Genomic DNA, 24,833 nt, shown 5'->3' on the forward strand with positions numbered 1-24,833 from the left:
ACCATCCGGTTCGCCCCCCACGTCCGCCTTACCCCAGAAGCTATTCGGCTGCTGAATTACGCTTTCAAAGGGCACCGCTTCACATCCGAAGGGGTCATCTTGCCTCTCACCACCCATAAAGTGCGAGAGCAGGTGGAAGAGGTTATCGAGGTTTTGGATAAAGCCCTCTCTCAGGGCAAAAAGCCCGAAACGGTCTCCTTGCCCGCCCACAGATAGGTTGCCCCACAATTCCCTCATTTTTGGCACATGCAAAGGCGAAGCCTGTGGCGGTAACCGCATTAAAAACTGGTTTGGCCGTTTAAGTGTTGTTTTGGGGCATTACGACGGCTCTGGCGTTGGATGAGACGGCGCTTTCAGGGTTCTATCCACACAAAAGTGTATTATATAGGCAGCGTGGCTTCGCATGGCTGAAGCGGCAGTTTCCTGCAGTATGTTCCGATCTGTTCAAAAAGGAGCGAGCGATTATTCCTATGTCAGCAAATGACTCTATATCCCTATCGGCTGAAAGCCGTCATCTCGTGGCGGCCGTTCGAGCGCTTCAATCGGCGGGCCAGCCCCTAACACTGGCTCATTGGCTGCTGGTACTTCTCGGCCAACATCGCGGCTTGGTGGAACAGATGACCCAAGAAATCCATCCAGAAACGCTTCTCCCCCTGCTTCAACGGCGCCTGCAGCAGGGTCACAGCGGGCCGCAGCTTTCCGAAGAGGAGGTGGTTGCCGAAGCAGAGTGCATTGCACGGGCAAGAAACACGGCTCAAATCGAAGTACGCGATCTCTGTGCGGTTATCCTTACTCGAGCCGGCTATAAGCTGGAAGAGCCTGTTCCGCTCTCCAAAAGCGCCTCTTGGGAACAGCCTTTCTGCCCCCTGCTAGAGCGCTATGGGAGAGATTTAACGCGCGCCGCTCGCGAAGGCCGCCTCTCCGCGGTCGTCGGGCGTGAAGAGGAGATACAGCTGGTTATAGAAACCCTATGCCGACGTACCAAGCGCAACCCGGCCCTCATTGGGCCGGCCGGTGTCGGCAAAACGGCCATTGTGGAGGGCTTGGCCCAATATATCGCGCGCGGCGCCGTGCCGCCCCTCCTACAAAACGCCCATCTCTGGGCTATTGAGCCGGCCTCGCTCCTCGCCGGCACCCATGTGCACGGTGAGTTCGAGGAGCGTGTGCAAGCCCTTCTCGCCGAAGCTCGCCGTACCGGCGTACTGCTTTTCATTGATGAGATGCACACCATCGTGCGCGCCGCAGGAGGAGGGAGCGACCTCGCCAACCTTCTAAAACCAGCGTTGGCCGGCGGGGAGATCGCCTGCATTGCCGCCACCACCGACGATGAATACCGCCGCTTCATCGAGGCCGACCCCGCCCTCGAAAGGCGTTTTCAGCCCATCCGCGTTCAGGAGCCAACGCTCGCTCAAACACGTGCCATCCTCGAAGCTCTCCGAGACGAGCTGCAACGCCTGCGCGGCGTAAGCGTGAGCGATGGGGTTCTCCAACAGATTTTAGAGGTGGCCCATACCTGCCTGCGCAACCGCTGCTTCCCCGATAAAGGCGTAGACCTGCTTGAACAGTGCGTCGCGCACGCGCTGGCAAAAGGACAAACCGAGGTGCGTGAGAGCGACGTGGCCGAGATAACCCGCCGTATGACAGGCGTGCGGCTGACGCCCGCCGAACGCATCGCCCGCTTGAAACAGGTTCTGCAGGAACGCCCTTTGATGCTGCCCAGCGATGCCGAAGCGCTAATCCATCGCCTAAGTGTTAGCTTGCGCGGCCTCGATACCCACCCCGAACGTCCCAACGCCACCCTTTTACTTATCGGAGAGATGAGCCACATGGCGCGTCCGCTTGCCGAGGCCATCGCCGAAGCCATCTACGGCGATGCCGCCCGCCTCGTGGATATTGACCTTGCCGGCATGCGCGAGGCGCACGATATCTCTCAGTTCATCGGTTCGCCTCCGGGCTATGTGGGCTACGAAAGCCGTCTGCCCATCCATCAAATTGCCCAGCTCGGCAGCTGTGTGTTCCTCTGTCGCAACATCGAATCCTGCCACAAAAGCCTTCGCAGCCTGCTCGCTCAAGCCATCGCCACCGGCCTTCTTACCGACTCGTGCGGCAAACGCATCTTCCTTAGCGACACGATCACCCTGCTCTCCGCCGACGTTAACCCAGAGCAGCTTCGGAAAATGGGGCTGGTCGGAGGCCACACCAAACAGATACCCGACCCGCGAGAGCTGGCCGAAAGCGTGCTGGAACCCGACTTCGTGGAGCAGATGGATGAGGTGTGCATGAGGGCGCCATCGCCCATCGAACGCGAAGCCCTCCTCACCACGCCCTGTCTGCAGACGCTCATCCAACGCTATCATGCGCAAGGCATCGAACTGAAGTGGGATGCTACGGCGCTGGAATGGTTGCTGCAACGGCAACAACACGCCGCTCACCCCCGCGACTGGGAGCGCGAGGTAGACGAGCAACTCGGCGCGATCTTGGAGCCGTACCTGCCCGATGTGCCCGGCGAATCGGCCCCTCTTACCGTAACCATCTTCCAACACGACAACGCCCTTCAGGCGCGCGTTGCATAGAGCGTAGGGGGCAGCCTTGCGGTCACCCTATTTTATTGGGCAGGCACGAGGCCTGCCCCTACAGTATGTGTTGAGGTTGCCCTGTTGTGGCATCCCCCTGCAAGGGTTACCTGCCCATCAGGAAACAAGAAGATTGCCCGGTTCAATCTAATACAAGCTGGTCGCCATCCCACCGGGCCGATTTGACTTCGGAAACGAGAAGCAGATCGGGGAAGAGACGCTCGAGTTGGGCATGAAACGCGCCCACATCGCCGGTGGTAAAAAGCCGATGACGCGGCGTACCAAGCACTTCAAGCGAAGACAACATTTGGCCAACGGTCTCCGCGGTAGGTTCGGCAGGGTCTATATACACAAACTGCGGGCTGAGGCGGCGCAAGAGGGGGAGCAGAAAAGGGTAGTGTGTACAACCTAATATAACGGTATCTACCTCGTGAGCTTCCAATTCGTGCAAGTAGAGGCAGGCAGCCTCTCTAGCCGCCTCGCTCCCCTCCGCACCGGCCTCCACGATGGGAACAAAGGCGGGGCAGGCGACCTCATACACCTCGTAGTCGGGAGCTATCCGGCGCAGCGCCAGGCGGTAAGCTCCACTCTGAACCGTTCCTTCCGTGGCCAGCACCCCAATGCGACCATTCCGTGTGCGCTTCGCGGCCGCTTGTGCCCCCGGTTCGACCACACCCAAAACGGGCACATGCGGGTACTTCGCCTGAACCACCGGCAAGGCGACCGCCGAAGAGATATTGCATGCCATCACCACGCCCACGCACTCCGCAGTGGCATTGGCTAAAAGCGCCTCGCTAATGCCGCACGCAAACCCGCGTACCTCATCCAAAGGACGCCCGCCATAAGGCACATGCGCCTGATCGGCCACATACCAAATCGGAATATGGGGTGCCGCCTTGCGCAGAGCATGAACCACCGTAAGCCCTCCGACTCCCGAATCGAACACACCGAGAAACGGAGCGCTCACGGGCGAACCTCGTTGCTCTCGGAGGTTCTCTGGCTATCGGGCTGAGCGGGCAAATCCGCAATGGGGAAGGGCGTTGTCCAGTCCGTCATTTGGCTCTGAAAGGGTTTTCCCTCCACCGTGACGGCCATCATTTTTACGCCTGGAATGCCCTGCAGGGCATGGCGCAGTGCCTTTTGCGCCTCCGACTCGGTCGTGTCTCCCATATTGGCCAGCTGATTAAAGGCGCTGTTAAAGTCTAAATAAGCCACGCCATCCTTTACCCGTGCTCCCAACAGCTTCGTGCCCCGCGGCAACACCGGGTAGGGCGTCGTCGCCTGTTCCTCCAATAAGCGGTTGATCGCATCGGTAACGGGGGTCTTACTGGCCGTGCTGGTGGGGTTGGGAGCCGGGGGCGATGTAACGGGCGGGGGCACGCTGTTCGTAGGCCCGGAAGGGGTTGTCGTGGACGAGGGTTTGTTACAACCCGTGAGCCACACGGACAACAAAACGGTTAGAAAACCACAAACAAAGAAGCTGCTTCTGCGTAATCTCTTCATAGTGAACTATCTTGGCCGATGTCGCCTCGCATCCTAATGGGGCTATAGAAGCACCCCAAAATCTCCAACCGCAGGCAAGTATACTGTGCACTTCGCTTCGTTGTCAATCGGGCGACGTTCGGATGCCCTGTAAATCTCATCTCGAACCGAAGGCAAGATGAACCACTGTCATTTCGCGTCGAAGGCAACTGTCATTTCGAGCCGAAGGCGAGAAATCTTAAGTTTCACACCCCATCCGTTCTAAGAGGAAGGGGGGTGGGGCTGACAATCTCACGGTTCTAGAGTCAGTTTGCAAAACAAGCCGACTTTGTTCGCCCCCTATCCCGTCCTTTCCCCCGATTCGGGAGAAAGGGGGCGGTTATGGTTAGTTTCCAAAAGGAAGCTAATCATAACGAAACCGCCGATTAGCTTGTTGGCCCTCCCGCCCCCTGTAGGGGTAACCCTTGTGGTTACCCACTATGTGGTTCCCTCTATGTTTGATAGTTTCTCATCGTGATGGACATGTCTAGAACTACTCAAAGAAAAAGACCCCGGACATCCGTGTCCGGGGAAGAAAGCGCGGCCTCCGTGCCGCTTTAGGTCTCGTGTTCTGGAGGGGTTGTTTGAAAACTCATGCCGCTTTACGAAGCGTTTTCAACGACTTGGCCTCCGGAGACGAAGAGGCCTTCATCGGTTTAGAGGCTTCGGCAGAAACCTCCTCAAGCTTGAATCGGCTTGTAAGCTCCTCCAACTGATGTGCCATGTTGCCGAGTTCGGCGGCGGTTGCGTTTACCTCCTGCATTCCCGCAGCCTGCTCTTCAACGGAAGCAGAGACGTTTTGCGTAGAGGCTGCAACCTCTTCTGCGGCAGCGCTCATCTCCTCCGCACCTGCGGCGGTCTCCTCACAGATGGCGGCTACGCTCGCAACGGCCTCAGAAACCTTATCCGCCGACTGGCTCATGTTCTCCACCAGCCGCATATCTTCTGCCGCGTTTACTGCAACCTGCTCTACCGTCTTTTGCACTTCGTTTACGCTCTCCGCCATCTGTTCCGCCAGGGCGGCAATGCTTTCGATATTGGCTGTAACCTGTTCTACCGAAGTGAGAATCTGCATCAGCGCTGTGCCGGCCTGCTCGCTTTGGGAGGTTCCTAGGGCCACCTCTTGGCTGCTTGCATCCATAGCGGTCACCGTCTGTTGCACCCCCTGCTGCACCTCACTAATGAGCGTGCTGATCTGCCCTGTCGCCTGAGAAGAGCGCTCGGCCAGCTTACGCACCTCATCGGCCACCACCGCAAAGCCGCGTCCATGCTCTCCGGCCCGCGCTGCCTCGATGGCCGCGTTGAGGGCGAGCAGATTGGTCTGTTCGGCGATTTCGTTGATGGTTTGAATGATCGTGCCGATCTCCTGTCCCATCTTGCCAAGATGTTTCACCTTCTCCACAGCCACTTCAACTTGTTGACGAATGCGCCCCATGCCATCAATGGTCTCTTCAACGGCTTTGGAGCCGGCGTGAGCATCCTGTGCGGACTTCTGGGCACGCTCCGCGATCTCCTCGATCGAGTGGCTTACCTGCGAGACGATTTGGGTGGCCTCCTGCATCCCCTTATTGGCCTTTGTTGCGGCCTGCTGTTGCTCGGCTAACGTTTGACGAATATGGGCGATGGCCGCCTGAAGTGTCTCTACTGCCGTAGCCGCCTCGGTGGCCGCTCGGGCCTGTTGATCGCTGGCACGGGCGATCTCCTGACTTGTTGTGGCCGATTGGCTTGCCGCCTGAGCTACCTCTTGAACAGAACCCGCGATCTCGTTGGCCGCCTGCGCCGTCTGCTCCGCGGAGACGTTCAGCTGACGGCTCATCGCGGAAACCGCTATGGCGCTTTCGGCAACCTTACTTATAAGGTCAATAAGCCCTTGGCGTGCTTCTTCATAAGCATGTATGGCGTTCTTTATTTTTGTTAGCATCTCGTTAAAGGTTCCTGCTAGATGCCCTAATTCATCCTTGCGAGATATGTCAAGAGGCTGCGTTGTTGGTTCTACGGTGAACGTAAGATCGCCTTGTGTCAAGTGCTGCAAACCTGTCTCTAAACCCGTAAAACATACACTCTTTAATCTTGCTAGTCTTTCTGAAACCTGTGCAAGTGGCTTCGTGATGGAGGTGGTCGTGAGCCACGCAAGGCCCAGACTCAAGAGCGTTGCCACGATCATGAGCGCGGTAAATTGCAAACGGGAGGCGGCCGAGAGAGCCAAAGAGGTCTCATGCATCTGTTTGGCGCGCTGGTGTGCATCCTGAATATAGTCATCGAGTGTTTTCTCGATGTCGTTGAGCCAGTAGCGCCCACTCTCCTCGGAGAGCTTCTGGGCCTGCTCGTTCTTGTTTTGCCGGGCAAGCGCCCGAACTTGTCGATCAATGGGCAGAAAAGCGCTCCAGTCGCTCTCTATTTTTTGAATCGCCGTGCGATCGGCATCGCGTGTTGCCTCCTTTTTCCACTGGGAGAGCGCCTCTTGAAGGGCCGATTCGTATCCCTGCATCTCCTGCGAGTAACGCGCGATGTCGGAGGCACTCCGGGCTAAAATGAGATCCTTCTCATCTCTTTGATAACGCAACATGTTGCCGCGTACTCGTACTCCATCGTTTAAGAGTCGTTCATCCTGGTAGAAACGGCTGTTCATCTGTAGAAGGGCATTCATGCGAAGCAGGCCCAGAACGCCCAAGCTTAGCATGGAGAGAATACAGACTCCAAAGCCAAGTGCCAGTTTATGGGACGTACGTAAATCGAGGAACCAACGCATTTTTCATCTCCCTGAAGCCGCAAGCTGTTTTTGGTCTAGGTCGTCTTCTGTTGACCTTCGGTGTAGGGATTTTCGCAAAAACGCGCCGTTTCTTTAGGGCGCATCACCCTCTATTGCTAGCCTGTTCACGCAACAGGAATCTGTGATGGGCTACAACTCCCCTCTGTGCCCGGATAGGGGGCGAACAAAGTCGGCTTGCTATACCGACTGCCTCTAGAACTGTGAGATTGTCAGTCCCACCCCTACCCCTTAGAACGGGTGGGAATGGAAACTCAAGATTTCTCGCCTTCGGCTCGAAATGACAGTTGTGGTATCGGCTCGAAATGACAGTTGTTTATCTCGTCTTCGGCTCGAAATGACAGGTGTATTATCGTCTCGAAATGACAGGTGTTTATCTCGAAATGACAGGCGTATCATCGGCTCTTCAAGCCCCCACCCCCGCCCCTCAAGGCCGACGCTGGGGTAGGGCGCCCTCCCCCTCCCCCTACAGGGAGAGGGGAGATTAGCAAAAGGGGCACGGTCACCGTGCCCCTACAGGCGGTTTCCTTTGATTAGCTTTCCTTTTGGAAACCAACCACAACCGCCCCCTTTCTCCCGAATCGGGGGAAAGGAAGGGATAGGGGGCGAGCAAAGTCGGCTTACTCCACGAATTGGCTCTAGAACGGTGAAGCCGGCAGTCTCTGCAACCCCTCCCCAACCCTCCCCCTACAGGGGGAGGGAGGGTTAGCTTCCCCCCGCGTGCGGGGGGATGAGAAGGGGGCTTGGGCATCGGCATTCCGCAGCCCTCCCCTTTCCCTCAGAACCGGTAGGGATTGAAATTCAAGATTTCTCGCCTTCGGCTCGAAATGACAGGTGTTTGTCTCACGAGAAATGACAGGTGTTTATCTCGCTTTCGGCTCGAAATGACAGGTGTATTATTGGCTCGAAATGACAGGTGTATTATCGTCTCGAAATGACAGGTGTTTATCTCACAAGAAATGACAGGCGGCTGTCTCACCGGTTCTTCAAGGCCGACGCAGGGGTCCCCAGAAAATCTTGCGATTTTCTGGGGCAGGGCGCCCTTCCCCTATTAGGGATAGGAAATCTCCACGCTTACAGGGTATATATGATCGTCTGTATATTGCTCGCCGACAGGCGATGATACGAGTCTATTAAGGAGGGTTGTGTGATGCGTGTGGAGTTGTTGGGGACGGCCGCTGCGGAAGGATGGCCCGGGCTCTTTTGTGATTGCAGCGTGTGCGCCTATGCCCGCGTGCATAAAGGCAAAAACGTGCGCACGCGCTCTTCTCTGCTCATAGATAGGCGCCTTAAAATAGATTTTCCACCCGATACCTTCTACCATACGATAGCCCATAACATCGAGCTACGCACGTTGCAGGCGCTGCTGTTTACGCACGCCCATGAAGACCATTTCTGCCCGGCAGAGCTGCAGTATAGCGGGGTGCATTTCGTGTCTAGGTTGCTTGAGCGCCCTTTGCCGGTTTATGGACCGCCGGAAGTCATCGAGACCTTGCGTCCCATGCAACAAAAGTGGGCTCTTCCTCTGGAACTCCACACGCTTTGCGCCTGGAAAACGGAGACGATTGCAGGCTATGAAGTGACACCGATTGTGGCCCATCACGATCCGACCATCACCTGCTTTAACTATGTGCTGCGTGATGCGCAAGGCACCACCCTGCTCTATGCCAGCGATACCGGCTGGTACGATGAAGCGACGTGGAGTTTCTTGTTAGGCTGCAAATTGGATGCCGTTGTTGTGGAGTGCACCAAAGGCCCCTTGGAGGGGGATTATGGAGGGCATATGTCTATTTCCGACGTGGTGAAGATGAAGCAGTGGCTGCTCGAAAACAAGGTCATTCACCTAGAGACCCCCATAGTGGCCACCCATTTCTCCCATAATGGAGGTTTTACCCACGAGCAACTGGAGGCGGCTTTAGGGAAGGCGCACATTGTGGCAGCCTACGATGGGTATATGCTCAGCGTAGGCCCGTAAGGCGGTCGAGGAAACGCAGAATGCGGTTTTCTTCGATTAGTTTCGAGAGAGAAACGCGCTCGGTGAGCGTGTGAAAGCCGCAAAGCAGGAGCAGGGTTCCAATAAGCCCCCCTAACGAGAGGGTTTCTGCACAGGCAAACCCCATGGCCGCTCCGAGGAGATTGCTGCCAACATCGCCGAGCATCGCTCGGCCCCGTGCATCGTAAGGCCATAAAGAGGCCGCACAGAGAATAAGGAAGAAGAGAGGGTGATGAAGGGGGCTTGTTACCTGCAGCAGAAGAGGGAGAGCGACGACCAGAAAAACGGCGATAGCGCGCCCGGGGCGCAGATCGAGGAGATTGATGGCGTTGGCAGAAAGGGCAATTACAAGCCCTCCAAGAACCACTCTTGGCCAGTTCGGCGCGAAGTTCTCGTAGCTGAACCACAGTGCGAACAGGCCGCCGCCTGCAGCTTTCAGAAGGCCGGTGGTGAGTTTTCCATTTTGAAAGAGCGCTCGCAGATGCCCCCTGAACCCTCTATATTCCGATGTGCCCCACAGGTCATCAGCAAGGCCGAGTAGTCCAAAGACGACACAGAGAAGCTCCCAACTGAGAAACTGAGGACGCTGCATCGGCCAAAGCCTGGCGAGCAGGCTAAAGAGAAGAAACGTTTGGAGGAGAACGACGGCGCCGAAGCTCTGCGGAATGGCCACACCCCGAAAGTTAGTCTGCAGATGCCCCCAGCGACGTAAGAGCCTTTCGCCCAGCCATGGCAGAGCCACCAAGAGGACCAAACAGGCGGCGAGGAGGCGGTAGTCCATCTTTAAGGCGCCCCTAGTTTGCGCGTCGCGGCTTCTGGACGGTAGTGAGGAGTGAGCCAGAGCCGCAAAAGGACGCGGGCTACCGCGTAGAACTGCATCGCCCGATGCAGCAGATCGGCCGGCCGTCTGCCGGTAACGCGGTGCCGCATGGGCAACTCTATCTCCTCAAGGCGTGCTCCGAGCCGCAGGGCACGCACCGTAAGCCCCACTTCGGCTCCCCAGCCTGTCTCAAAACCGCCGATCTGCTCTAAAAGCTCCCTCTTAAGCGCTCTCTGCCCGGAGAGAGGCGCTTGAAAAGTGCATCCGGTAAGCTTGCGAATGCCCCATCGTGCAAGGCGAACGACAAGGCCAAACCCCCCGCCTTTTTGGGTTTTCGGGAAGACGGCGATAGACATATCCGCCTCCCCTTTGCACACCGGCTGCACAAGCGCGGCCGCTGCCTCCGCCGTCTCTTCCAGATCGGCATCCAACAGCAGCAGGATATCGCCGTTGGCCACCCTCAAACCCGTTTGCAAGGCGGCTCCCTTACCCCGATGAGGGCAGCGTAAGACAAGATCAGCGCCGGCCTCTTCAGCCCGTTGTGCCGTAGCATCCTTTGAACCATCGTCTATAACCAAGCATTCCGCTGCGGGCAAGGCGCGTTTTACGGCGAGGACGGTTTGCCCTATGCGCATCTCTTCATTGTAGGCCGGAATGAGAACGGAGAGCATTTTACGAGGAGCTTGGAGTTGGAATAAGGTCTTTGGCGGTAGGTTTCACGCCGAAGTCGCCGCTTACTCCCCCTTGTAGAGCGAGGACAAGGCTGTAGAGGCCGATGCTATCGTCTACGTTATCAATCGTCGGAACCTGTAGTCCGAGGGAATGGTAAACAGGCACATCGGAGACGGAGGCATTTTGCGGTTCGCACATCACCACCGTAGCGCCCAGATGCTGAAGTGCGGCAATGAGCGGAGCGTCCACATCGGTTACGCGGGGGGTGGCGTCGGCATGGCTGCCGGCAAGCAGCACAAAACGATGACAGACGGGCTGTAGGGGGTAGTTGGAGTGGAAGCTGATGAGGCCGGCATCTTGCAGGGGGCCAAGTACCGGATCGTTGGCGTTTTCTCCTTTAACCAGCGTGGTGGCGAGGAGATTCAACAGTTTGGCACGGGTGGTAGGCAGGTTAGGATGATCGGAGTGCAGTTCGGTAAGCCTTTGATCGAGGAGGCCTCCATCATCCGACAAAATATGTTGAAGGGTGATGACGTCTACCACCTCCCCTCCGGCTTGACTCACCACGGTTTGGATGGCGGGAATGGGGTCGGAGTAGTCGCCAACTTGAATGAGGGTAATGGCCTGGCCTTGGAGGTCTTTTTGAACCAGGGAGGGCATCACCTTATCCAAGAATTTTTGATAGTTGGCCACCTGTTGGCGCTTGGCAGCAAGGTCTTGCTGCACGGTGATGTTCAGGTTGTGCAAGGCACCGCTAAAGGTGCGAACGAGGCGCGGGGAGACCGTGAGGCTGCCAACCACAAGCCCCACGGTAAGCGCGAGAAAGATGGCCGAAATGGTGATGACGTGATATTTAAATCCGGGTCCCACTTAACATTCCTTTTTTAGCGAAAGTGGTAGTGCCAGAGCACGGAGAGAAAGCGCAGTAGGGCCTTACCGGCACCTGAGATGAAGAGCATGGCGATGATGGGAGTAGATGCTGCGAGGAGAATGAGAGCGAACGCTCGGAACAGCTGGTGGGGTTGCGTTTCCAGCAGGCGTCCTATCCCTTTGGCGTCCACAAGTTTTGAGCCGATGCGAAGGCGTGTGAGAAAAGTGCTTGACATGCCACGCCGCCCCTTATCGAGAAACTCTTCTAAAGAGAAGTGGGTACCAACGGCCACGATGAGACGTGCACCAAGCTCATCGGCCAGCAGCATGGCGGCATCCTCACTGGTACCTGCCATATGGAAGACATGTGCATTGAGGCCGAGTTTTTTGATTCTTTCCATCCCTGGGGCACCGCGCCCATCTTCCCTGGCATAGCCGTGCACCACCAGTTCGGCCCCGCATTTAAGCGCTTCATCGCTCACGCTATCCATATCGCCAAGAATAACATCGGGGCGAAGGTGAACTTCCAAGAGAGCATCGGCGCCCCCATCTACGGCCAGCAGCACCGGTCGGGCATCGTGGAGGTAACCGCGTTCCAACAAAAGCGCCAAATCCTGTTTGTAGCCCTCGCCACGCACCACAATGAGCACATGGCGATCGGCGAATCGGGTTTTTAAGGGAGGCACCTCGATGGGAGCCGCAAGCAGGCCTTTCTCGCGCTCAATGTAGGCCAGCGTATTTTTGGCAAAAAGCGTTAGCTCATGATCGAGGTTGGCCCGAGCGGCTTCCATCTGTTGTTCCACAAGCTCCAGGGTAAGGCGCTTGCCTTGAAGGCAGAGGCCGTTCTGAAAGCGAAGGCTATCCCCGATCAGGGTGGCTTGGCCTCCATCCGGCGCAAGGAAGAAGGCCTCCTCACCCACCGCGTCGAGGAGTGGGATGCCGGTCTGCATGAGAATAAGAGGCCCTCGATTGGGGTAACGCCCAGAGATGGAGGCCGCGGCGTTGACCACGGCGGAGACGCGCTTTTCCACAAGCGCACGCGCTGCTACCGCATCCAGGTCTTGATGAGCGATAAGGGCGATATCGCCGGGGCGTAGACGAGGAATAAGGTTCTTTGTGCGCCGATCCTTCAAAACCCGCGCATAAACTAAAGAGGCCTTCTCTTCAAGAGCTTTACTTTGATCGGTTATCTGCGCGTTGCGAATGGTATACATCCCTTCTGTAGGGGACGACTTTGGTTTTAATGGTTCACGCCTCTTAAAGCGAGGCACTACACGCATTATGTGCTCTAAGGCGCTACATTGTCAAATTTAGTCGGTTGTTTCTGCAGAAATGCCGTTTACTTCGCCAACGAAGCTATTTGGATGCAGGGTTTCATACAGTTGTGTGGCCAGCTTGAGGGTCATGCCGGGGACAGCGGCCAACTCCTCGATGGTGGCGGCACGTATTTTAGCGAGGCCGCCAAAATGCAGTTGGAGAGCTCGCCGACGCTTTGGGCCGATGCCGGGAACCTCCTCTAAAATGGAGTGAGTTTGGGCGCGTTGGCGCACTTTGGCGCCAAAGGTATTTGCAAAGCGATGGGCTTCATCGCGAATGCGTTGCACCAGGTAGAGCGCTTGGCTGTTGCGTGGCAGGATAACAGGGTCTGGCTCGCCAGGTAGATAGAGGTGCTCGAACTGTTTGGCCAAGCCGGCAAGGGGAAGATGGAGATTAACCTCTTCCATGGCGGCCTCTGCCGCGGACACCTGTCCACGCCCACCATCCACGATGATGAGGGAGGGTAGTCGGGTGAACTTGGGGTTGCCCTGTTTGGCCTCCTTCAGACGGCGCGCGATCACCTCATGCATCGAGGCATAGTCGTTTGGTTTGCCATCGCTGCGTTTGATCTTGAAGCGGCGATACTCTTGGGGCACCATCTCGCCCTTTTCGCAGACGACCATAGAGGCGACCTGATGTTCCCCCTGGGTATTGGAGATGTCGTAGCACTCGATGCGCTGCGGGATGTCTTCCAAACCCAGCGCCTCGGCCAGCTCTGTAAGGGCTTGCTCGGTATTGTCGAGGCGTGCGCGCATCTCGGCTTTGATCTGTTCGAGGGCGTGTAGGGCATTTTCGGTGGCCATTTCCACCAGGCGTTTGCGCTCTCCCCGAACCGGCACCTGTATTTCCACCTTTTTACCTCGCTTTTGGCGCAGCCATTGACGCACGATCTCTATCTCATCGATATCGCAGGGGAGGAGAATCTCTTCGGGTATCGAGGCGGCCTCCTGATAGTACTGTTTTAGGAACTCGCGAACCACATCGCTAAGGCTCTCCTCCTCGGTGCCCTCCACCAGAAAATGGTTTTGCCCAATGAGCTTGCCCCCACGAATGAAGAACATCTGCACACAGGCCTCTTTCAGGCCTGTGTTATCCTCCACCACGGCGATAACATCTTGATCGATCCTTTCGGTGGTAAGGACTTTCTGGCGTTGGAGCGTCTCCTCTACGGCCTGCCACTGGTCGCGCAGGCGGGCAGCGCGTTCAAATTCAAGGTTTTCGGCGGCCTCCTCCATCTGTTGTTTAAGCCGTTGGACGATGTGCTCTTGGCGTCCTTCGAGGAAGTCTATCACCTCTTTCACCGCAGCCATATAGGCCTCTCTATCCGCAAGGCCGGCACAAGGCGCCATGCATTGCCCTAAGTGGTAGTAGAGGCAGGGTTTACGCACGGGGCTGCCATCGAAGGGCTTGCCACAGGAGATAAGTGGGAAGATGCGATTGATAAGCTCCATGGTGGTGCGAACCGCTCGCGAGTTGGGGTAGGGGCCGAAGTAGCGGTTCTTATCTTGGCGGACGCGGCGTGTGAGGATAAGGCGTGGAAAAGGCTCGGAGGTCGTTATGCAGAGGTAAGGATACTGCTTATCGTCGCGCAGGCGCACATTAAAGGGTGGGCGATGCTTTTTGATGAGAGAGCATTCAAGCACTAAGGCCTCTAGCTCGCTATCGCAGACAATGACCTCTAGATCGGTGATCTTGCTCACCAGGCGGCGCACTTTGGGGGTTAAATTGGCCCCCTTCTGGAAGTAGGAGCGCACCCGATTGCGCAGGTTGATGGCCTTCCCCACATAGAGAATCTCGCCTTGTTCGCCTTTGTAGAGATAGCAACCGGGGCGAGTGGGCAGTGTCTTCAGTTTTTCCTCAACGGCGGGCGTGGGCACCCCTGTCTCTCCTAGTAGGTCTTCAAATAGCAACGGTTTGGCATCGTATTAATAACGTCAAAGAGATTCTACGCACGACCGTTGTCTCGGTTTCGGTTGTCAAGGAGTTAGTGACTTCCGTTTTCGCGCCGTGAAATAGGTATGTAGGGTAGGTCATGGGGACCTACGTACTCAGCACGCGGTCGAATGAGCTTTGGGTGTTGTATCTGTTCCATCATGTGGGCGCACCATCCGGCGGTGCGGCTAATGGCGAAGAGGGGGGTGTAGAGATGGATAGGAAGGCCCATCACGTAGTAGCAAGAGGCGGAGAAGCAGTCCACGTTGGCGTAGATAGGCTGTTTTCCGGCGGCGAGGCGTTCGGGAGTGTTGCTTAGCTCCTCGACGAGCTTTTCGATAGCGGCGGTCATTTCGAACCATTTCAGGTTGTTATGCAACTCACCCAGTTTGCGGCTCATTTCGCGAAGATGTTGGGCGCGCGGGTCGGGCGCACGATAGACGGCGTGTCCGAAACCGGGGATGGGGATGCGTTTCTCGCCGGTGAGACGTGGGCGAATATAGGCATCCACATTCGAGATGTCGCCGATTTCCAGAAGCATGCGCATGGTCTCTTCGGCAGCGGCGCCGTGTTTGGGGCCGGAGAGCGTGCCGATACCCGACACGATGCCGGCGTAGATATCGGCACCGGTAGCCACGGTGACCCGTGTGGCGAACGTGGAGGCATTGATCTCGTGGTCGGCATGGAGAATAAAGTCTATGTCGAGGGTACGAACGTAGAGCGGGTCGGCTTCTTCCCCTCGCAGCATATAGAGGAAATTGCCGGCGATGCCCAGCTCGGGGCGCGGCTTGATGGGTTCCAAGCCTTGACGCAGCCTTTCAAAGGCGGCAACGAGCACGGGCATGGCGGCTTGAAGTCGGATGGATTTTCTCAGGTTGGCTTCAGGAGTATGGGTTCCGTTATCTGCATCGAACATGCCGAGGGCCGAAACCGCCGTACGCAGCGCATCCATTGGGGGAGCCGATTTCGGGAAGAGCCTCAGGAGGGAGAGAACGTTTTCGGCAAAGGCGGTCTCCTGGGCTAGTAGGGCTTTAAAGCCTTCGAGTTGGGCAAGGGTGGGAAGTTGGCCACGCCACAATAAATAGACCACTTCCTCAAAGCTGGAGTGGTCTGCCAGATCGTGGATATTGTAGCCTCGGTAAAAGAGTTGACCGGATGGGAGCACTTCGCAGATGGTGGAGGTTCCAATAATCACATCGCGTAGGCCTTCGGCAACGGCGGTCATAACGGTTCTCCTCGATAGATGCGTGGTATGGGCGTTCGCACACACGCTATTCTACCTTTTTCCTTCGAGAAGCCGCAACGGCGATTCGCCCTCTCGCTAGGGTATAATAGGGCTAACTTGTCAGCAAACCTGAGGCCATTATAGGTTCGCGACTGTTTGGGTCAACTTCTTTTGAAGAGGGGTTATTATCTTCCGTTTGCAGCGAGGGCAACGCCCAACTTTTGGGGAGTAGGAACTGAATGACACCGGCACAAGCGCTCCATGCGGTTAGCACTCACATCACTTGGTATGGCGCGCTTGATATTTTGCTTGTGGCCTACCTTATCTATCGGCTCCTCCTGTTGGTGCGCGGCACGCGAGCTTGGCAGATTTTGGGGGGGCTGTTCACGTTAGCGGCGGCGCTCTATCTTAGCTCCCTTCTCCATTTCGATACGCTGAACTGGCTGCTACGACAGGTGCTACCCCTCGGGCCGGTCGCTCTGGTCATTCTGTTTTATCCGGAGTTGCGCCATGCGCTCGAAGAGTTTGGCCCGCGGTTTTGGAGCCAGGGTTTAACGCTTCTGCCCCGTGAAGACCTAAGCGCGGTGATAGATGCCGTTGCCATGGCCACCTACCACCTATCCGCAAACCGCACCGGGGCTCTCATCGTGTTTGAACGTCAGACAGGCCTCGATGAGATCATTACGACCGGTGTGCCGATTGACGCGGTGGTGACCGATCAGCTCTTAGAAACCCTCTTTTACAAGGGCACCCCCCTGCACGATGGGGCGGTGGTGATTCGGCGAGGCCGGATCGCCGCAGCCGGATGTGTATTGCCTCTTACCGATCGGCCTCGCGTGGAGGCTGCCGTCCACACCCGCCATAAAGCCGCGATGGGGATGGCGGAGAACAGCGATGCGCTCATCGTGGTTGTCTCTGAAGAGACAGGAACCATTTCGCTGGCCGTGGGCGATAAGTTCATTCGAGGGCTTAATCGTGAGACGTTGCGCGAGCGTCTTACTCGTCAGTTGCAACCGCCAGAGCGTCTTTTTGGGAATAGGCGGGCTGTGAAATGAGACTTTTTACTCGCCAACCTCATGCGCCGAGCGGGTTGCCTGCGCTATTGGGACGGCTACAAAGCAACCTAGGGCTGAAACTCATCTCGTTGTTTCTGTCGCTTCTGCTCTACTTCTACGTGCAGGCCGAGCATAACATGAACCCGCAGATCACGGTGCCGCTCAGAGCAACCGTGCAGGTTCACAACGTTCCGAGCGACGTGATCTGCGATGCCACAGCGTTACATCCTCTTGTGCGCGTTACGGGGCCTCGCATTCTCGTGGAGAACATGCGCGATGGCGATGTGGTTGCCGATGTGGATTTGGCCGGCCAAGGCAGCAACACCCATGTGGCCATCGTGCCGGCCCGTTATACCATTCCGACTTTGAAGCCGGATGTGATGGAACAGATTCACATCGAGGGGCCGGTAACGCTGCACCTTCAGCTTTATGCCCGAATCACACGCGCGCTTCCGATTCATGCCGTGCTTCCGCCGCCTCCTTTGGGCTATACCTACCAGAGCTTACAGGTGGTGCCGGCCCATGCCGAGGTGAGCGGACGGGAGGACTACGTGGATGCCGTGACCCGCTTAAACGTCTATCCCACGCTGCTGGCCGAGGGGGTAGTACGGGGAGATTTTGCCATTCAAGCGGTGAACAAGCAGGGGGTTACGGTTTCGGATGTGACCATCTCCCCCCCAACGGCGCATGTGACGGCCTATCTGGTCTCCGAGCCATCTTTCCAAATAGCTGTCGTTAGCCCACAGGTTGCCTCGCTTCCAACACCCCCTTATCGGGTCGTGCGTATTGAGGCGCTGCCGAGCCAAGTGGAGCTAAAAGGTTTGCCTACAATTTTAGGGCGTCTTTCCGTGGTGAGCACAGAGCCTATCGAGCTACAGCCGCTCACTGCCGATGCCACATTGGAAGCAAAGTTGGTGCTGCCGGATGGGGTGAAGGCCTATAACCTTCAGGGGCAACCCCTTTCGCGCGTAAAAATCTACGTCTCTATTGTTAAGGAGGCCATTCCAAGGCCTTCACGCCCCTCTACAAGCGCTCCTACCTCGAATGAGACCCCCTCGACCCCGAAAACCGATGGTGAGTAGTTTTTGCGCATAATTAGAAGGATAAAGCGCATTTGCGGAGAATTAAACATCATGGCCGTTCAGCGTTCCGTGCAGAACCTTGTGGAAACATCGAAAAGGCCGGCATCGGCGTCTTTAACGAGGCCCACCGTGGAGACGAAGCCGATGCCTCTTATGGCCATCCTCGACAGCTCCTTCGACCTGTTACGCACCGAATACCGCCCTCTCTTATTGCTATCGGCGCTCTTTTATCTTCCGGCACACGTGATCTGTTACGCGCTTCAGGTGATTTGGATGCGCCCCGATATCTTGCAGTTTGATTACACCTCACGAAATATCCCAACCGACACCGTGCTCAGCCTCCTAGGCAAGTTCCTCCTTGTCGGCTCACCAAGCACAGCGGTACCGGGCTTTTTCTCGTTTTGCGTGTTGTTGGTGGCATCGGGGCCTCTCTGCCTCTATGTCCTCTCCCTGCTACTAGATGAAAAACCGCTCTCTTTTCGGCAAGCTTTGAAGCAGGGACTAGCCCCTGCTTTTCGACTCATCCCCTTGGCGCTCATTGCCATTGTGGTTTTTATCGGTGCGCTTTTCGTTATGCAGATGCTGTTTTATGTGATCTTGGCGTTGGTTATGTGGATGTCACGCACCCTTTTCGCCAGGGATGTGGTTGCTGTCGTCGCGTTTGTGCTTTTGTTTGTGGATTTGTTCGTGAGCTTTATGGTAGCGGTAGGAATTATAACGCGCTATTTCCTGTTTGCTTGCCCTCTGATCGTCTATGAAAAGCTGCCGGTGGGGGCCGTATGGGAGCGTAACGCAAGCCTCCTTTCGCGCTCCCAAGCGCTGAGACTATGGATTACCACAACGCTGCTGTTGCCGGTGGTGCTGTGTTTGCAGTTGGCGGCGCTTTCGCCGTTAGACTATGTGTTTGATCACTTCTCGTTTCCTCCGCTCCTATCGGAGCCGCTTCAGTCGCTCATCTCCTTTGTTGTCGCCCTCATCACATTTCTCTACATTGTCATCGTTGTTGTAAAGCTTTACGTGGACTGCCGCATTCGGCGAGAAGCCCTCGATGTGCGCCTTCTGGCACAGCGGCTGTACGCCGGGGAGGAGCGTTTATGAAACGAAGCTTCTCTGGGTTTCAACCTCTCTGCCGGCGCAGGGTGTCGAACCTGTTTTTTCCAAGTTTGGTGTTTGTTTTCTGCGCTCTGTTCAATGCCGCTTGTCTGGCGCAGACGCCCGACCCTGCCCAGGTGCGCACAGCGCTGAAGGAGATTCTTTCGCGTCCCGAGTTTCGGCCTTCGCCGCCCTCCGCTGCAAACCCGATTCTCAAGGCCATTAGAAACTTCTTCTACCACCTCTATGGCGCTTTGGAACGGTTTTGGCACTGGTTGCAACGGCGTCTCCATTTTGGGAACATGGCCACGTCTTCTATTCCAAGACCTGTAGTCTATGTACTTGTTGTGGGGCTGGTGTTATTAGGCGGGTGGCTTTTATGGCGGTTGGTGAGAAACGCGATATGGCCGCGTCTTACCAAGCCGCAAGAGAAGCCCTCTTTTAAGGTGACGACAGAGACGGAGCCGGCACCGGTCGTGCTGCCCGAAGCGGAGGTTTTGCTGCAGCAGGCTCAGCAGTTCGCGGCTGCCGGGGACTACCGGCGGGCTTTTCGCACCCTTTTCTTGGCGATATTGTGCCGGCTCGATCAAGCTCAGATCATCGAATATGCGCGAGACCGCACGAACTTCGAGTATTTGCGGGCGCTGCGGGCCAAGCGATTGGATGGGTTCTACGAAGTCATCGCGCCGTTGGCCAGAGATTTCGACAAGTTTTGGTACGGTCAATTCGCCGCGGAAGAGGGGGACTATCGGCGAGGCCTAAGCGCCTATGAAACCGTTGTGAAGCTGTTAGGGGGCGCTGCTATTCGAGGGGCGCAGGGGGGTATGAACGGTGCGTAGCGTTCGGGTCTCCTATGAGCTGCTGTTGGGGCTGCTGTTCGTGGGCATGTTTTTAGCGCTCGTCTATTTTAATCGTGCCGGCAGTCGCACCCTCCCCTCGGACCTCCCCACCTCCTTAAGTTCACGGCCGATTGGGCTAAAGGCGCTCTATCTGCTCTATGACCGGTTAGGCTTCTCGGTGGAGCGGCTGGCCGGGCCGTGGAGCCGGCTCGACCGAAGGGCGGCGTTGTTGATTGTGCAGGAGCCGCTTGAGGATTCGCGGCAGCCCTCTATGGCGGAAGAAGAGGCGTTGATGCGCTGGGTGGAGAACGGCGGCACGCTCTTTTATGCATCGGGGCTGCCGGTGCGCGGCTATGATCCTAGAGACCCGCTGGGTGGAGACCTTGCCAATGTGGCCGCCAAAGAGGTGCCTTCTGTAGCGCAGGTCGCGCCCACCTTGGCATCCGATCCGCTGTTACGGAACGTGCACACCATCGCGGTTCGCTCCCCTATTCGCCTGCAGTTTCGACCGGGAGCGCCGTATCGCGTGCTTTTCAAGGACGCTCAGGGAGATGTCGCGGTAGAGAAGAGGGTGGGAAAGGGACGGTTGATCGTGGTAGCGGACGATCTGTTGTTAAACAACCAGGGGATTGCTCTGCAAGACAACGCCGTTTTTATGACCAATTTGGCTGCGCTGGCGGTTGGCAAGAGCGATAGATGGATACTGTTTGATGAATATCATCACGGTTACGGGTTTGACGGCGCCCCTGAAGTGCTTGGGAATGAGGACGTTTGGAAAGCGTTGCCTGTGCCGTTGAAGATGGCTATTCTCTACCTTGTTGTTTTAGGGCTTGTGATCATTTATAATGAAAACCGTCGGCGCGGACCTCTTCGCTCGATGTTCGTCACAAGGCCTACGGCAGGGGCCGACTATGTCGTTTCGCTGGGGCGGTTCCTGCAACGTGCCGGCGCCACCGATCTCGCTTTACAGCAGCTCTATAGGGCCTTTCTTCACGCCTTGACGATGACTGTGGGTGTGGCCGAAGAGACTCCACGCTCGGTGTTGCTTGAGAGGGTTGCGCGGTATGGGGTAGGCGACATAGAGGGATTAGGCCCTCTGCTGGAGCGATGTGAGCAGGTGCTGGAAAGGGGGCGCCCTTCAAAAGAAGAGCTTCAGGAGCTTGTGCGCGCACTAGACGACTGGAAAAGGAGGCTTCATCTTGTCGGATTTTGAAAACGTTTCTCCTGCGAACGTGCCCCCTGCGGTTTCTGTCCCGCCGGTTCTTTCCGGCGATTCGGCAGGCGCGGTGGGCACTGTGCAGCAGGTGGCAGAGCGCATCTCAGAGGAGATGCATAAGGCCATTGTGGGGCAGCATGAGCTTATAGAGATGCTGATAGTGGCCTTACTAACGGGTGGTCACGTGTTGTTGGAAGGGGTGCCGGGAACGGCCAAAACGCTCGCCATACGCACGCTTGCCCGTATTCTCAACGTCTCGTTCGCCCGCATTCAGTTTACGCCCGATCTCATGCCCTCCGACATTTTAGGCACCAACGTTTTCGACCCACGCAGCGGGCAGTTCAACTTGAAGCGAGGGCCGATTTTCGCGGGCCTAGTGCTGGCGGATGAGATCAATCGTACCCCTCCTAAAACGCAGTCGGCCCTGCTGGAGGCGATGGAGGAGCGGCGGGTGACCATAGACGGCGTTTCCTACGAGCTACCCTTCCCGTTTCTGGTTTGTGCCACCCAAAACCCGGTTGAGTTCGAGGGCACCTATCCGCTGCCGGAGGCCCAGCTCGACCGGTTTATGTTGATGGTGAAGATCGGATATCCGAGTTTGGAAGAGGAAGAGGAGATACTGACCCGAGTTTTGGAGGGCTTTCGCGCACAAGACCTTGATACGGCCCACATCACGCCCTTTTTGAGCGTTGAGGAGTTGGGGAAGCTGAGGGCGGAAGTGGAGCGGGTGCGTGTGGAACCGGCGGTAAGACGCTATGTGGTTCAGGTGGCGCGCGCAACTCGCGACAATCGGCATACGTTGTTAGGGGCCAGCCCACGTGCCGTCATTACCCTCTTTACGGTGGCTAGGGCGCTGGCTGCCATACGGGGGCGAGATTTCGTAACGCCGGACGATGTGAAGGACGCGGCTTTTCCGGTTTTGCGACATCGCCTCATGGTGCGCCCCGAATCGGAGTTGGAAGGTTTCACCTCCGATAGGGTATTGGAGGCGGCCTTGCAAGCAGTAGAGGTTCCGCGCTGAGAGCGGTGGTTATGCCCACGCGCATAGCGCTCGTTACCCGTCCGGCGGTAGGGGGCATTCGCCGTCATCTACACACGCTGATCTCCGGGTTGCAGCAAGCCGGTTGGGAGCCGTTTTTGCTGGCACCGCCCGATTTTGTGCTTGAGGGCCTCTCTGTGCCGCTCTACCCCATGGCGTTCAGTCTTCGGCAAAACCCACCGGCACACATCCGAACCGTGTTCCAGCTCGCCCAAAGGCTCCAGGCACACTCGCCGCAGATTGTGCATGCGCATGGGCTGCGGGCGGCTCTGTTAACCGCACCGGCCGTATGGCGCGCACAGTTTCCCTTCGTGTTTACCCTGCATAACCTAGTACCTCGGTTGAGCGCGCCCCAGCGGCTCTTTTTCCGGTGGGCTGCCAAGCGTGCAAGCCGCATTATTGCCGTGTCGGAGGCCGTGGCGCGCTCCGCAGAGGCGACCGGCATTCCCTCTCAAGGGCTGGAGGTGATCCCTAACGGAATAGACCCTACCCCCTTTTTACAGCTGCCCTCACGGGGAGAGGCCAGGGCGCAGTTAGGCCTGCCGTTGGAGCGTCCCGTTGTTGCCTCCATAGGGCGGCTTGCCAAAGAGAAGGGGTTTGACGTTCTGCTTGCGGCCGCTCGGCAGCTCGCCATGCGGGCTACCCCACCGCTGGTGGTGATAGCAGGCGATGGGCCGGAGCGAGAGTCGCTGGTTCAGCAGGCCTCCTCTCTTGACCATGTGAGGCTGCTAGGGCCTCTGCCGTCGGTTGAGCCCCTATATGCGGCGGCCGATGTGGTGGTGATTCCTTCGCGTGAGGAGGGGCAAGGGATTGTAGCCATAGAGGCCATGTTTGCCAGAAAGGCGATTGTGGCCACCGCCGTCGGTGGATTGATGGAGACGCTGGGTGGAGGCCGCTACGGTCGGCTCGTGCCGCCGGAAGACAGCACGGCCCTCGCAGAGGCCATCGAAGCGTTATTGGCCGACCCGGTCCTGCGCGAGCGCTCTATTGAGGCCGCATTTCAAAGGGCGATGGCTCTTTACACGGCCGAACGAATGGTTGCGCGCCATTTGGCGTTGTATCAAGAGTTGCTGCCTAAAAAAATTTTTTGCTAAACGCCCCAAAACCCCGTTTTTTGACGTTTTTTTGACGATCGATTGTTAAAATGGGTGTATAAGGTCGCTGAAATGGCATCTTAACCAATCTAACCGGCCGTTTCGTTAAAACATTGGAGGGCAGATAGCGAAGATGAACAAAAAAAGCACTCTATTGGGGCTGTTGCTCTGCTTGTTCCTAAGTTGCTGTTGGCCGTGTCGTGCCGTGCAAACGCCGGACGATTCGGGCAAGCCTGCGGGCGCTCAGGGGCAGAACGATGTGGATAGCAATAGGGAGAGCTCGGCGAAGAAGAAGCAGCCAAAAGAGAATCGCGCTCTAATGGAAGCCTTACGCAAACTACCTCCCTATTACGGGCCTCGCAAGCGTCTTGGCGTGATGAATATGGATGTGAAGGTAACGGCCACCTCCTACACTTCGCCCACCCCCAGCGGAGGCACCGTGACCACCACAACCATTCAGATACCCCCTCCCACCGATTTTGGCACAGGGCTTACCGAGATGCTCACCACGGCGCTGGTCGAAAGCAAACGGTTTGTGGTGCTTGAGCGCAGCGCTTTACAGGACATCCAGGCGGAGCAGCAGCTGGGGGCGAGCGGTGGGGTCAACCCCACCGCGGCTCCGAAGACCGGCCAACTGCTGGGCGCACAGGCCCTCATACGCGGTGCGGTTACCGAGTACTCCTTCGAGGAGTCCAGCCTGGGAGCGGGAGGGGTTTTAGGCAGGGCGCTTGGTCTTTCCACAGGGCATTCCACAGCGATGGTGGGCATTGATGTGCGCATCTACGATGTGGTTACCGGCGAGGTGATCGATTCGGTTCATGCCGTAGGGCGCGCCACCGCCAGCGGCACCGCCATCTCTTATAACAAAGGGGATGTGGGGCTTACGATGGATGCCGTAAGCAACACGCCTCTTGGGGAGGCCGTGCGACGGGCTATCGCCCAAGCCGTGCTGTTTATTTGCAACCGCATGCAGGCGGTGCCTTGGGAAGGACGCATCGCCGACGTGGAGATGGGCGACAATAACACGCAAGACCTCTATCTGAACGCGGGAACCGATGCCGGTCTGCAGGTGGGCGATAAGCTCGACATTCTGCACCCCGGCCACGCCATTGTAGACCCGGACACGCAGACCGTCATCGGGCGCACGAAGGATGTGGAGGCGGGACAGGCCCACATCGTAGAGGTGCGGGATCATATTTCCATTTTAGCCGTAGATAGCGGCAGCGGTTTCCAGGTGGGAGATGTCGTTCATTTCATTTCCCATGCGGACGGTTCGTCAGAAGATAGCAAAACATCTCAATCGAAATAGAGGAAAAACTTTTCACAGGAGAGGATGGACATGCGCAAACAAAAAACAATCCTCCATACCATAGGCTGGCAGGGAAGCATAGCACTCGCCTCGCTCCTGCTTTTCTGCCGGCTGGCCTGGGGAGCGCCAGGGACCACTCTGGCCGCTCCCCCTCAACAACTCGTCTTTTTGGGCATTCACGGCAATGCCGACCCCGTGTCGGTGGTGATGAACAACGTCACCTATACCTCGCAGGCGCCCGATAACCTGGCCGGCACCGGCACGTTGGTAATCCGTATCGGCAGCACCACCTTGCCGGGTATTCCCAATGTGCCTTTTAGCCATGTCTCGGTGGATAATCAGGGGCGGGCAAACGGCCTTACCTATGTGTTTACCAACGAGCTGGATATTCCCAGCATCTTCGGCAGCGGGGTTGGG

The 24,833-nt window shown here is 57.1% G+C and carries 21 protein-coding genes; 12 read left to right on the forward strand and 9 right to left on the reverse strand.

The window, feature by feature from the left end; translation table 11 throughout:
• Both VKV18_RS03105 and VKV18_RS03110 read left to right on the forward strand, forming a co-directional pair.
• On the forward strand, positions 1 to 216 hold a 216-nt coding region (locus VKV18_RS03105; RefSeq protein ID WP_324202765.1), incomplete at its 5' end, for a hypothetical protein.
• 254 nt (positions 217 to 470) lie between these two features.
• Complete coding sequence (locus VKV18_RS03110; RefSeq protein WP_324202766.1) at positions 471 to 2,573, forward strand: AAA family ATPase; 2,103 nt, start codon at positions 471 to 473, stop codon at positions 2,571 to 2,573.
• Positions 2,574 to 2,715: 142 nt separating this feature from the next.
• Here VKV18_RS03110 and murI read toward each other — a convergent pair whose 3' ends face one another.
• The 3 genes from murI to VKV18_RS03125 form a co-directional block, all read right to left on the reverse strand.
• Entirely contained in the window at positions 2,716 to 3,540 is an 825-nt protein-coding gene (murI, locus tag VKV18_RS03115) for a glutamate racemase (protein ID WP_324202767.1), read from the reverse strand.
• Positions 3,537 to 3,953, reverse strand: coding sequence for a GerMN domain-containing protein (locus VKV18_RS03120; protein WP_324202768.1), 417 nt, complete (start codon positions 3,951 to 3,953; stop codon positions 3,537 to 3,539). Before VKV18_RS03120 ends, murI begins: the two co-directional genes overlap by 4 nt.
• Positions 3,954 to 4,686: 733 nt before the next feature.
• Entirely contained in the window at positions 4,687 to 6,843 is a 2,157-nt protein-coding gene (locus VKV18_RS03125) for a methyl-accepting chemotaxis protein (RefSeq protein ID WP_324202769.1), read from the reverse strand.
• A 1,168-nt stretch (positions 6,844 to 8,011) separates the two neighbouring features.
• On the opposite strand from VKV18_RS03125, the gene VKV18_RS03130 reads away from it, so the two are divergent.
• On the forward strand, positions 8,012 to 8,836 hold the full coding sequence (locus tag VKV18_RS03130; protein WP_324202770.1) for an MBL fold metallo-hydrolase: 825 nt from the start codon (positions 8,012 to 8,014) through the stop codon (positions 8,834 to 8,836).
• On the opposite strand, the gene VKV18_RS03135 is transcribed toward VKV18_RS03130, so the two are convergent.
• The 6 genes from VKV18_RS03135 to VKV18_RS03160 form a co-directional block, all read right to left on the reverse strand.
• Positions 8,820 to 9,635, reverse strand: coding sequence for a hypothetical protein (locus VKV18_RS03135; protein WP_324202771.1), 816 nt, complete (start codon positions 9,633 to 9,635; stop codon positions 8,820 to 8,822). The two genes, VKV18_RS03130 and VKV18_RS03135, sit on opposite strands and share 17 nt — an antisense overlap.
• Before the next feature lie 2 nt (positions 9,636 to 9,637).
• Positions 9,638 to 10,345 carry a glycosyltransferase family 2 protein gene (locus VKV18_RS03140; RefSeq protein WP_324202772.1) on the reverse strand — a complete coding sequence of 236 codons (708 nt, stop codon included), beginning with the start codon at positions 10,343 to 10,345 and terminating at the stop codon, positions 9,638 to 9,640.
• 1 nt (position 10,346) lies between these two features.
• On the reverse strand, positions 10,347 to 11,216 hold the full coding sequence (locus VKV18_RS03145; protein ID WP_324202773.1) for a copper transporter: 870 nt from the start codon (positions 11,214 to 11,216) through the stop codon (positions 10,347 to 10,349).
• A gap of 14 nt (positions 11,217 to 11,230) precedes the next feature.
• Positions 11,231 to 12,430: a putative cytokinetic ring protein SteA gene (steA, locus tag VKV18_RS03150; RefSeq protein WP_324202774.1), complete on the reverse strand. Its 1,200-nt coding sequence runs from the start codon at positions 12,428 to 12,430 to the stop codon at positions 11,231 to 11,233.
• 96 nt (positions 12,431 to 12,526) lie between these two features.
• Positions 12,527 to 14,410: an excinuclease ABC subunit UvrC gene (uvrC, locus tag VKV18_RS03155; RefSeq protein WP_324202775.1), complete on the reverse strand. Its 1,884-nt coding sequence runs from the start codon at positions 14,408 to 14,410 to the stop codon at positions 12,527 to 12,529.
• 107 nt (positions 14,411 to 14,517) lie between these two features.
• Positions 14,518 to 15,690: a citrate/2-methylcitrate synthase gene (locus VKV18_RS03160; RefSeq protein WP_324202776.1), complete on the reverse strand. Its 1,173-nt coding sequence runs from the start codon at positions 15,688 to 15,690 to the stop codon at positions 14,518 to 14,520.
• Between the two features lie 239 nt (positions 15,691 to 15,929).
• On the opposite strand from VKV18_RS03160, the gene cdaA reads away from it, so the two are divergent.
• The 9 genes from cdaA to VKV18_RS03205 form a co-directional block, all read left to right on the forward strand.
• Positions 15,930 to 16,745, forward strand: a complete 816-nt coding sequence (gene cdaA, locus VKV18_RS03165) for a diadenylate cyclase CdaA (protein ID WP_016482849.1) — start codon at positions 15,930 to 15,932, stop codon at positions 16,743 to 16,745.
• On the forward strand, positions 16,742 to 17,827 hold the full coding sequence (locus VKV18_RS03170) for a CdaR family protein (protein ID WP_324202777.1): 1,086 nt from the start codon (positions 16,742 to 16,744) through the stop codon (positions 17,825 to 17,827). Before cdaA ends, VKV18_RS03170 begins: the two co-directional genes overlap by 4 nt.
• A gap of 51 nt (positions 17,828 to 17,878) precedes the next feature.
• Positions 17,879 to 18,925: a hypothetical protein gene (locus VKV18_RS03175; protein ID WP_324202778.1), complete on the forward strand. Its 1,047-nt coding sequence runs from the start codon at positions 17,879 to 17,881 to the stop codon at positions 18,923 to 18,925.
• Positions 18,922 to 19,758 (forward strand): DUF4129 domain-containing protein, encoded by an 837-nt coding sequence (locus tag VKV18_RS03180; protein WP_324202779.1) that lies wholly within the window; start codon positions 18,922 to 18,924, stop codon positions 19,756 to 19,758. Before VKV18_RS03175 ends, VKV18_RS03180 begins: the two co-directional genes overlap by 4 nt.
• Positions 19,751 to 20,971 carry a DUF4350 domain-containing protein gene (locus VKV18_RS03185; RefSeq protein ID WP_324202780.1) on the forward strand — a complete coding sequence of 407 codons (1,221 nt, stop codon included), beginning with the start codon at positions 19,751 to 19,753 and terminating at the stop codon, positions 20,969 to 20,971. The genes VKV18_RS03180 and VKV18_RS03185 overlap by 8 nt, the downstream gene beginning before the upstream one ends.
• Positions 20,972 to 21,086: 115 nt before the next feature.
• Positions 21,087 to 21,995 (forward strand): AAA family ATPase, encoded by a 909-nt coding sequence (locus VKV18_RS03190; RefSeq protein WP_414647173.1) that lies wholly within the window; start codon positions 21,087 to 21,089, stop codon positions 21,993 to 21,995.
• A gap of 11 nt (positions 21,996 to 22,006) precedes the next feature.
• Positions 22,007 to 23,107 carry a glycosyltransferase family 4 protein gene (locus VKV18_RS03195; RefSeq protein WP_324202782.1) on the forward strand — a complete coding sequence of 367 codons (1,101 nt, stop codon included), beginning with the start codon at positions 22,007 to 22,009 and terminating at the stop codon, positions 23,105 to 23,107.
• Positions 23,108 to 23,240: 133 nt separating this feature from the next.
• On the forward strand, positions 23,241 to 24,416 hold the full coding sequence (locus VKV18_RS03200) for a CsgG/HfaB family protein (protein ID WP_324202783.1): 1,176 nt from the start codon (positions 23,241 to 23,243) through the stop codon (positions 24,414 to 24,416).
• Between the two features lie 30 nt (positions 24,417 to 24,446).
• Positions 24,447 to 24,833: hypothetical protein (locus tag VKV18_RS03205; RefSeq protein WP_324202784.1), on the forward strand; the 387-nt coding region annotated here is incomplete at its 3' end.

Origin of the sequence: Chthonomonas sp. (assembly GCF_035294505.1) — a bacterium.
In the GTDB taxonomy this organism is placed as follows: Bacteria; Armatimonadota; Chthonomonadetes; order Chthonomonadales; family Chthonomonadaceae; genus Chthonomonas.

Coding starts and splice junctions, on each gene's coding strand:
- VKV18_RS03110 (WP_324202766.1), top strand. CDS start 471: ATGTCAGCAAATGACTCTATATCCCTATCGGCTGAAAGCCGTCATCTC.
- VKV18_RS03125 (WP_324202769.1), bottom strand. CDS start 6,843: ATGCGTTGGTTCCTCGATTTACGTACGTCCCATAAACTGGCACTTGGC.
- VKV18_RS03130 (WP_324202770.1), top strand. CDS start 8,012: ATGCGTGTGGAGTTGTTGGGGACGGCCGCTGCGGAAGGATGGCCCGGG.
- VKV18_RS03135 (WP_324202771.1), bottom strand. CDS start 9,635: ATGGACTACCGCCTCCTCGCCGCCTGTTTGGTCCTCTTGGTGGCTCTG.
- VKV18_RS03140 (WP_324202772.1), bottom strand. CDS start 10,345: ATGCTCTCCGTTCTCATTCCGGCCTACAATGAAGAGATGCGCATAGGG.
- steA (WP_324202774.1), bottom strand. CDS start 12,430: ATGTATACCATTCGCAACGCGCAGATAACCGATCAAAGTAAAGCTCTT.
- VKV18_RS03160 (WP_324202776.1), bottom strand. CDS start 15,690: ATGACCGCCGTTGCCGAAGGCCTACGCGATGTGATTATTGGAACCTCC.
- cdaA (WP_016482849.1), top strand. CDS start 15,930: ATGACACCGGCACAAGCGCTCCATGCGGTTAGCACTCACATCACTTGG.
- VKV18_RS03170 (WP_324202777.1), top strand. CDS start 16,742: ATGAGACTTTTTACTCGCCAACCTCATGCGCCGAGCGGGTTGCCTGCG.
- VKV18_RS03175 (WP_324202778.1), top strand. CDS start 17,879: ATGGCCGTTCAGCGTTCCGTGCAGAACCTTGTGGAAACATCGAAAAGG.
- VKV18_RS03180 (WP_324202779.1), top strand. CDS start 18,922: ATGAAACGAAGCTTCTCTGGGTTTCAACCTCTCTGCCGGCGCAGGGTG.
- VKV18_RS03190 (WP_414647173.1), top strand. CDS start 21,087: ATGCATAAGGCCATTGTGGGGCAGCATGAGCTTATAGAGATGCTGATA.
- VKV18_RS03195 (WP_324202782.1), top strand. CDS start 22,007: ATGCCCACGCGCATAGCGCTCGTTACCCGTCCGGCGGTAGGGGGCATT.
- VKV18_RS03200 (WP_324202783.1), top strand. CDS start 23,241: ATGAACAAAAAAAGCACTCTATTGGGGCTGTTGCTCTGCTTGTTCCTA.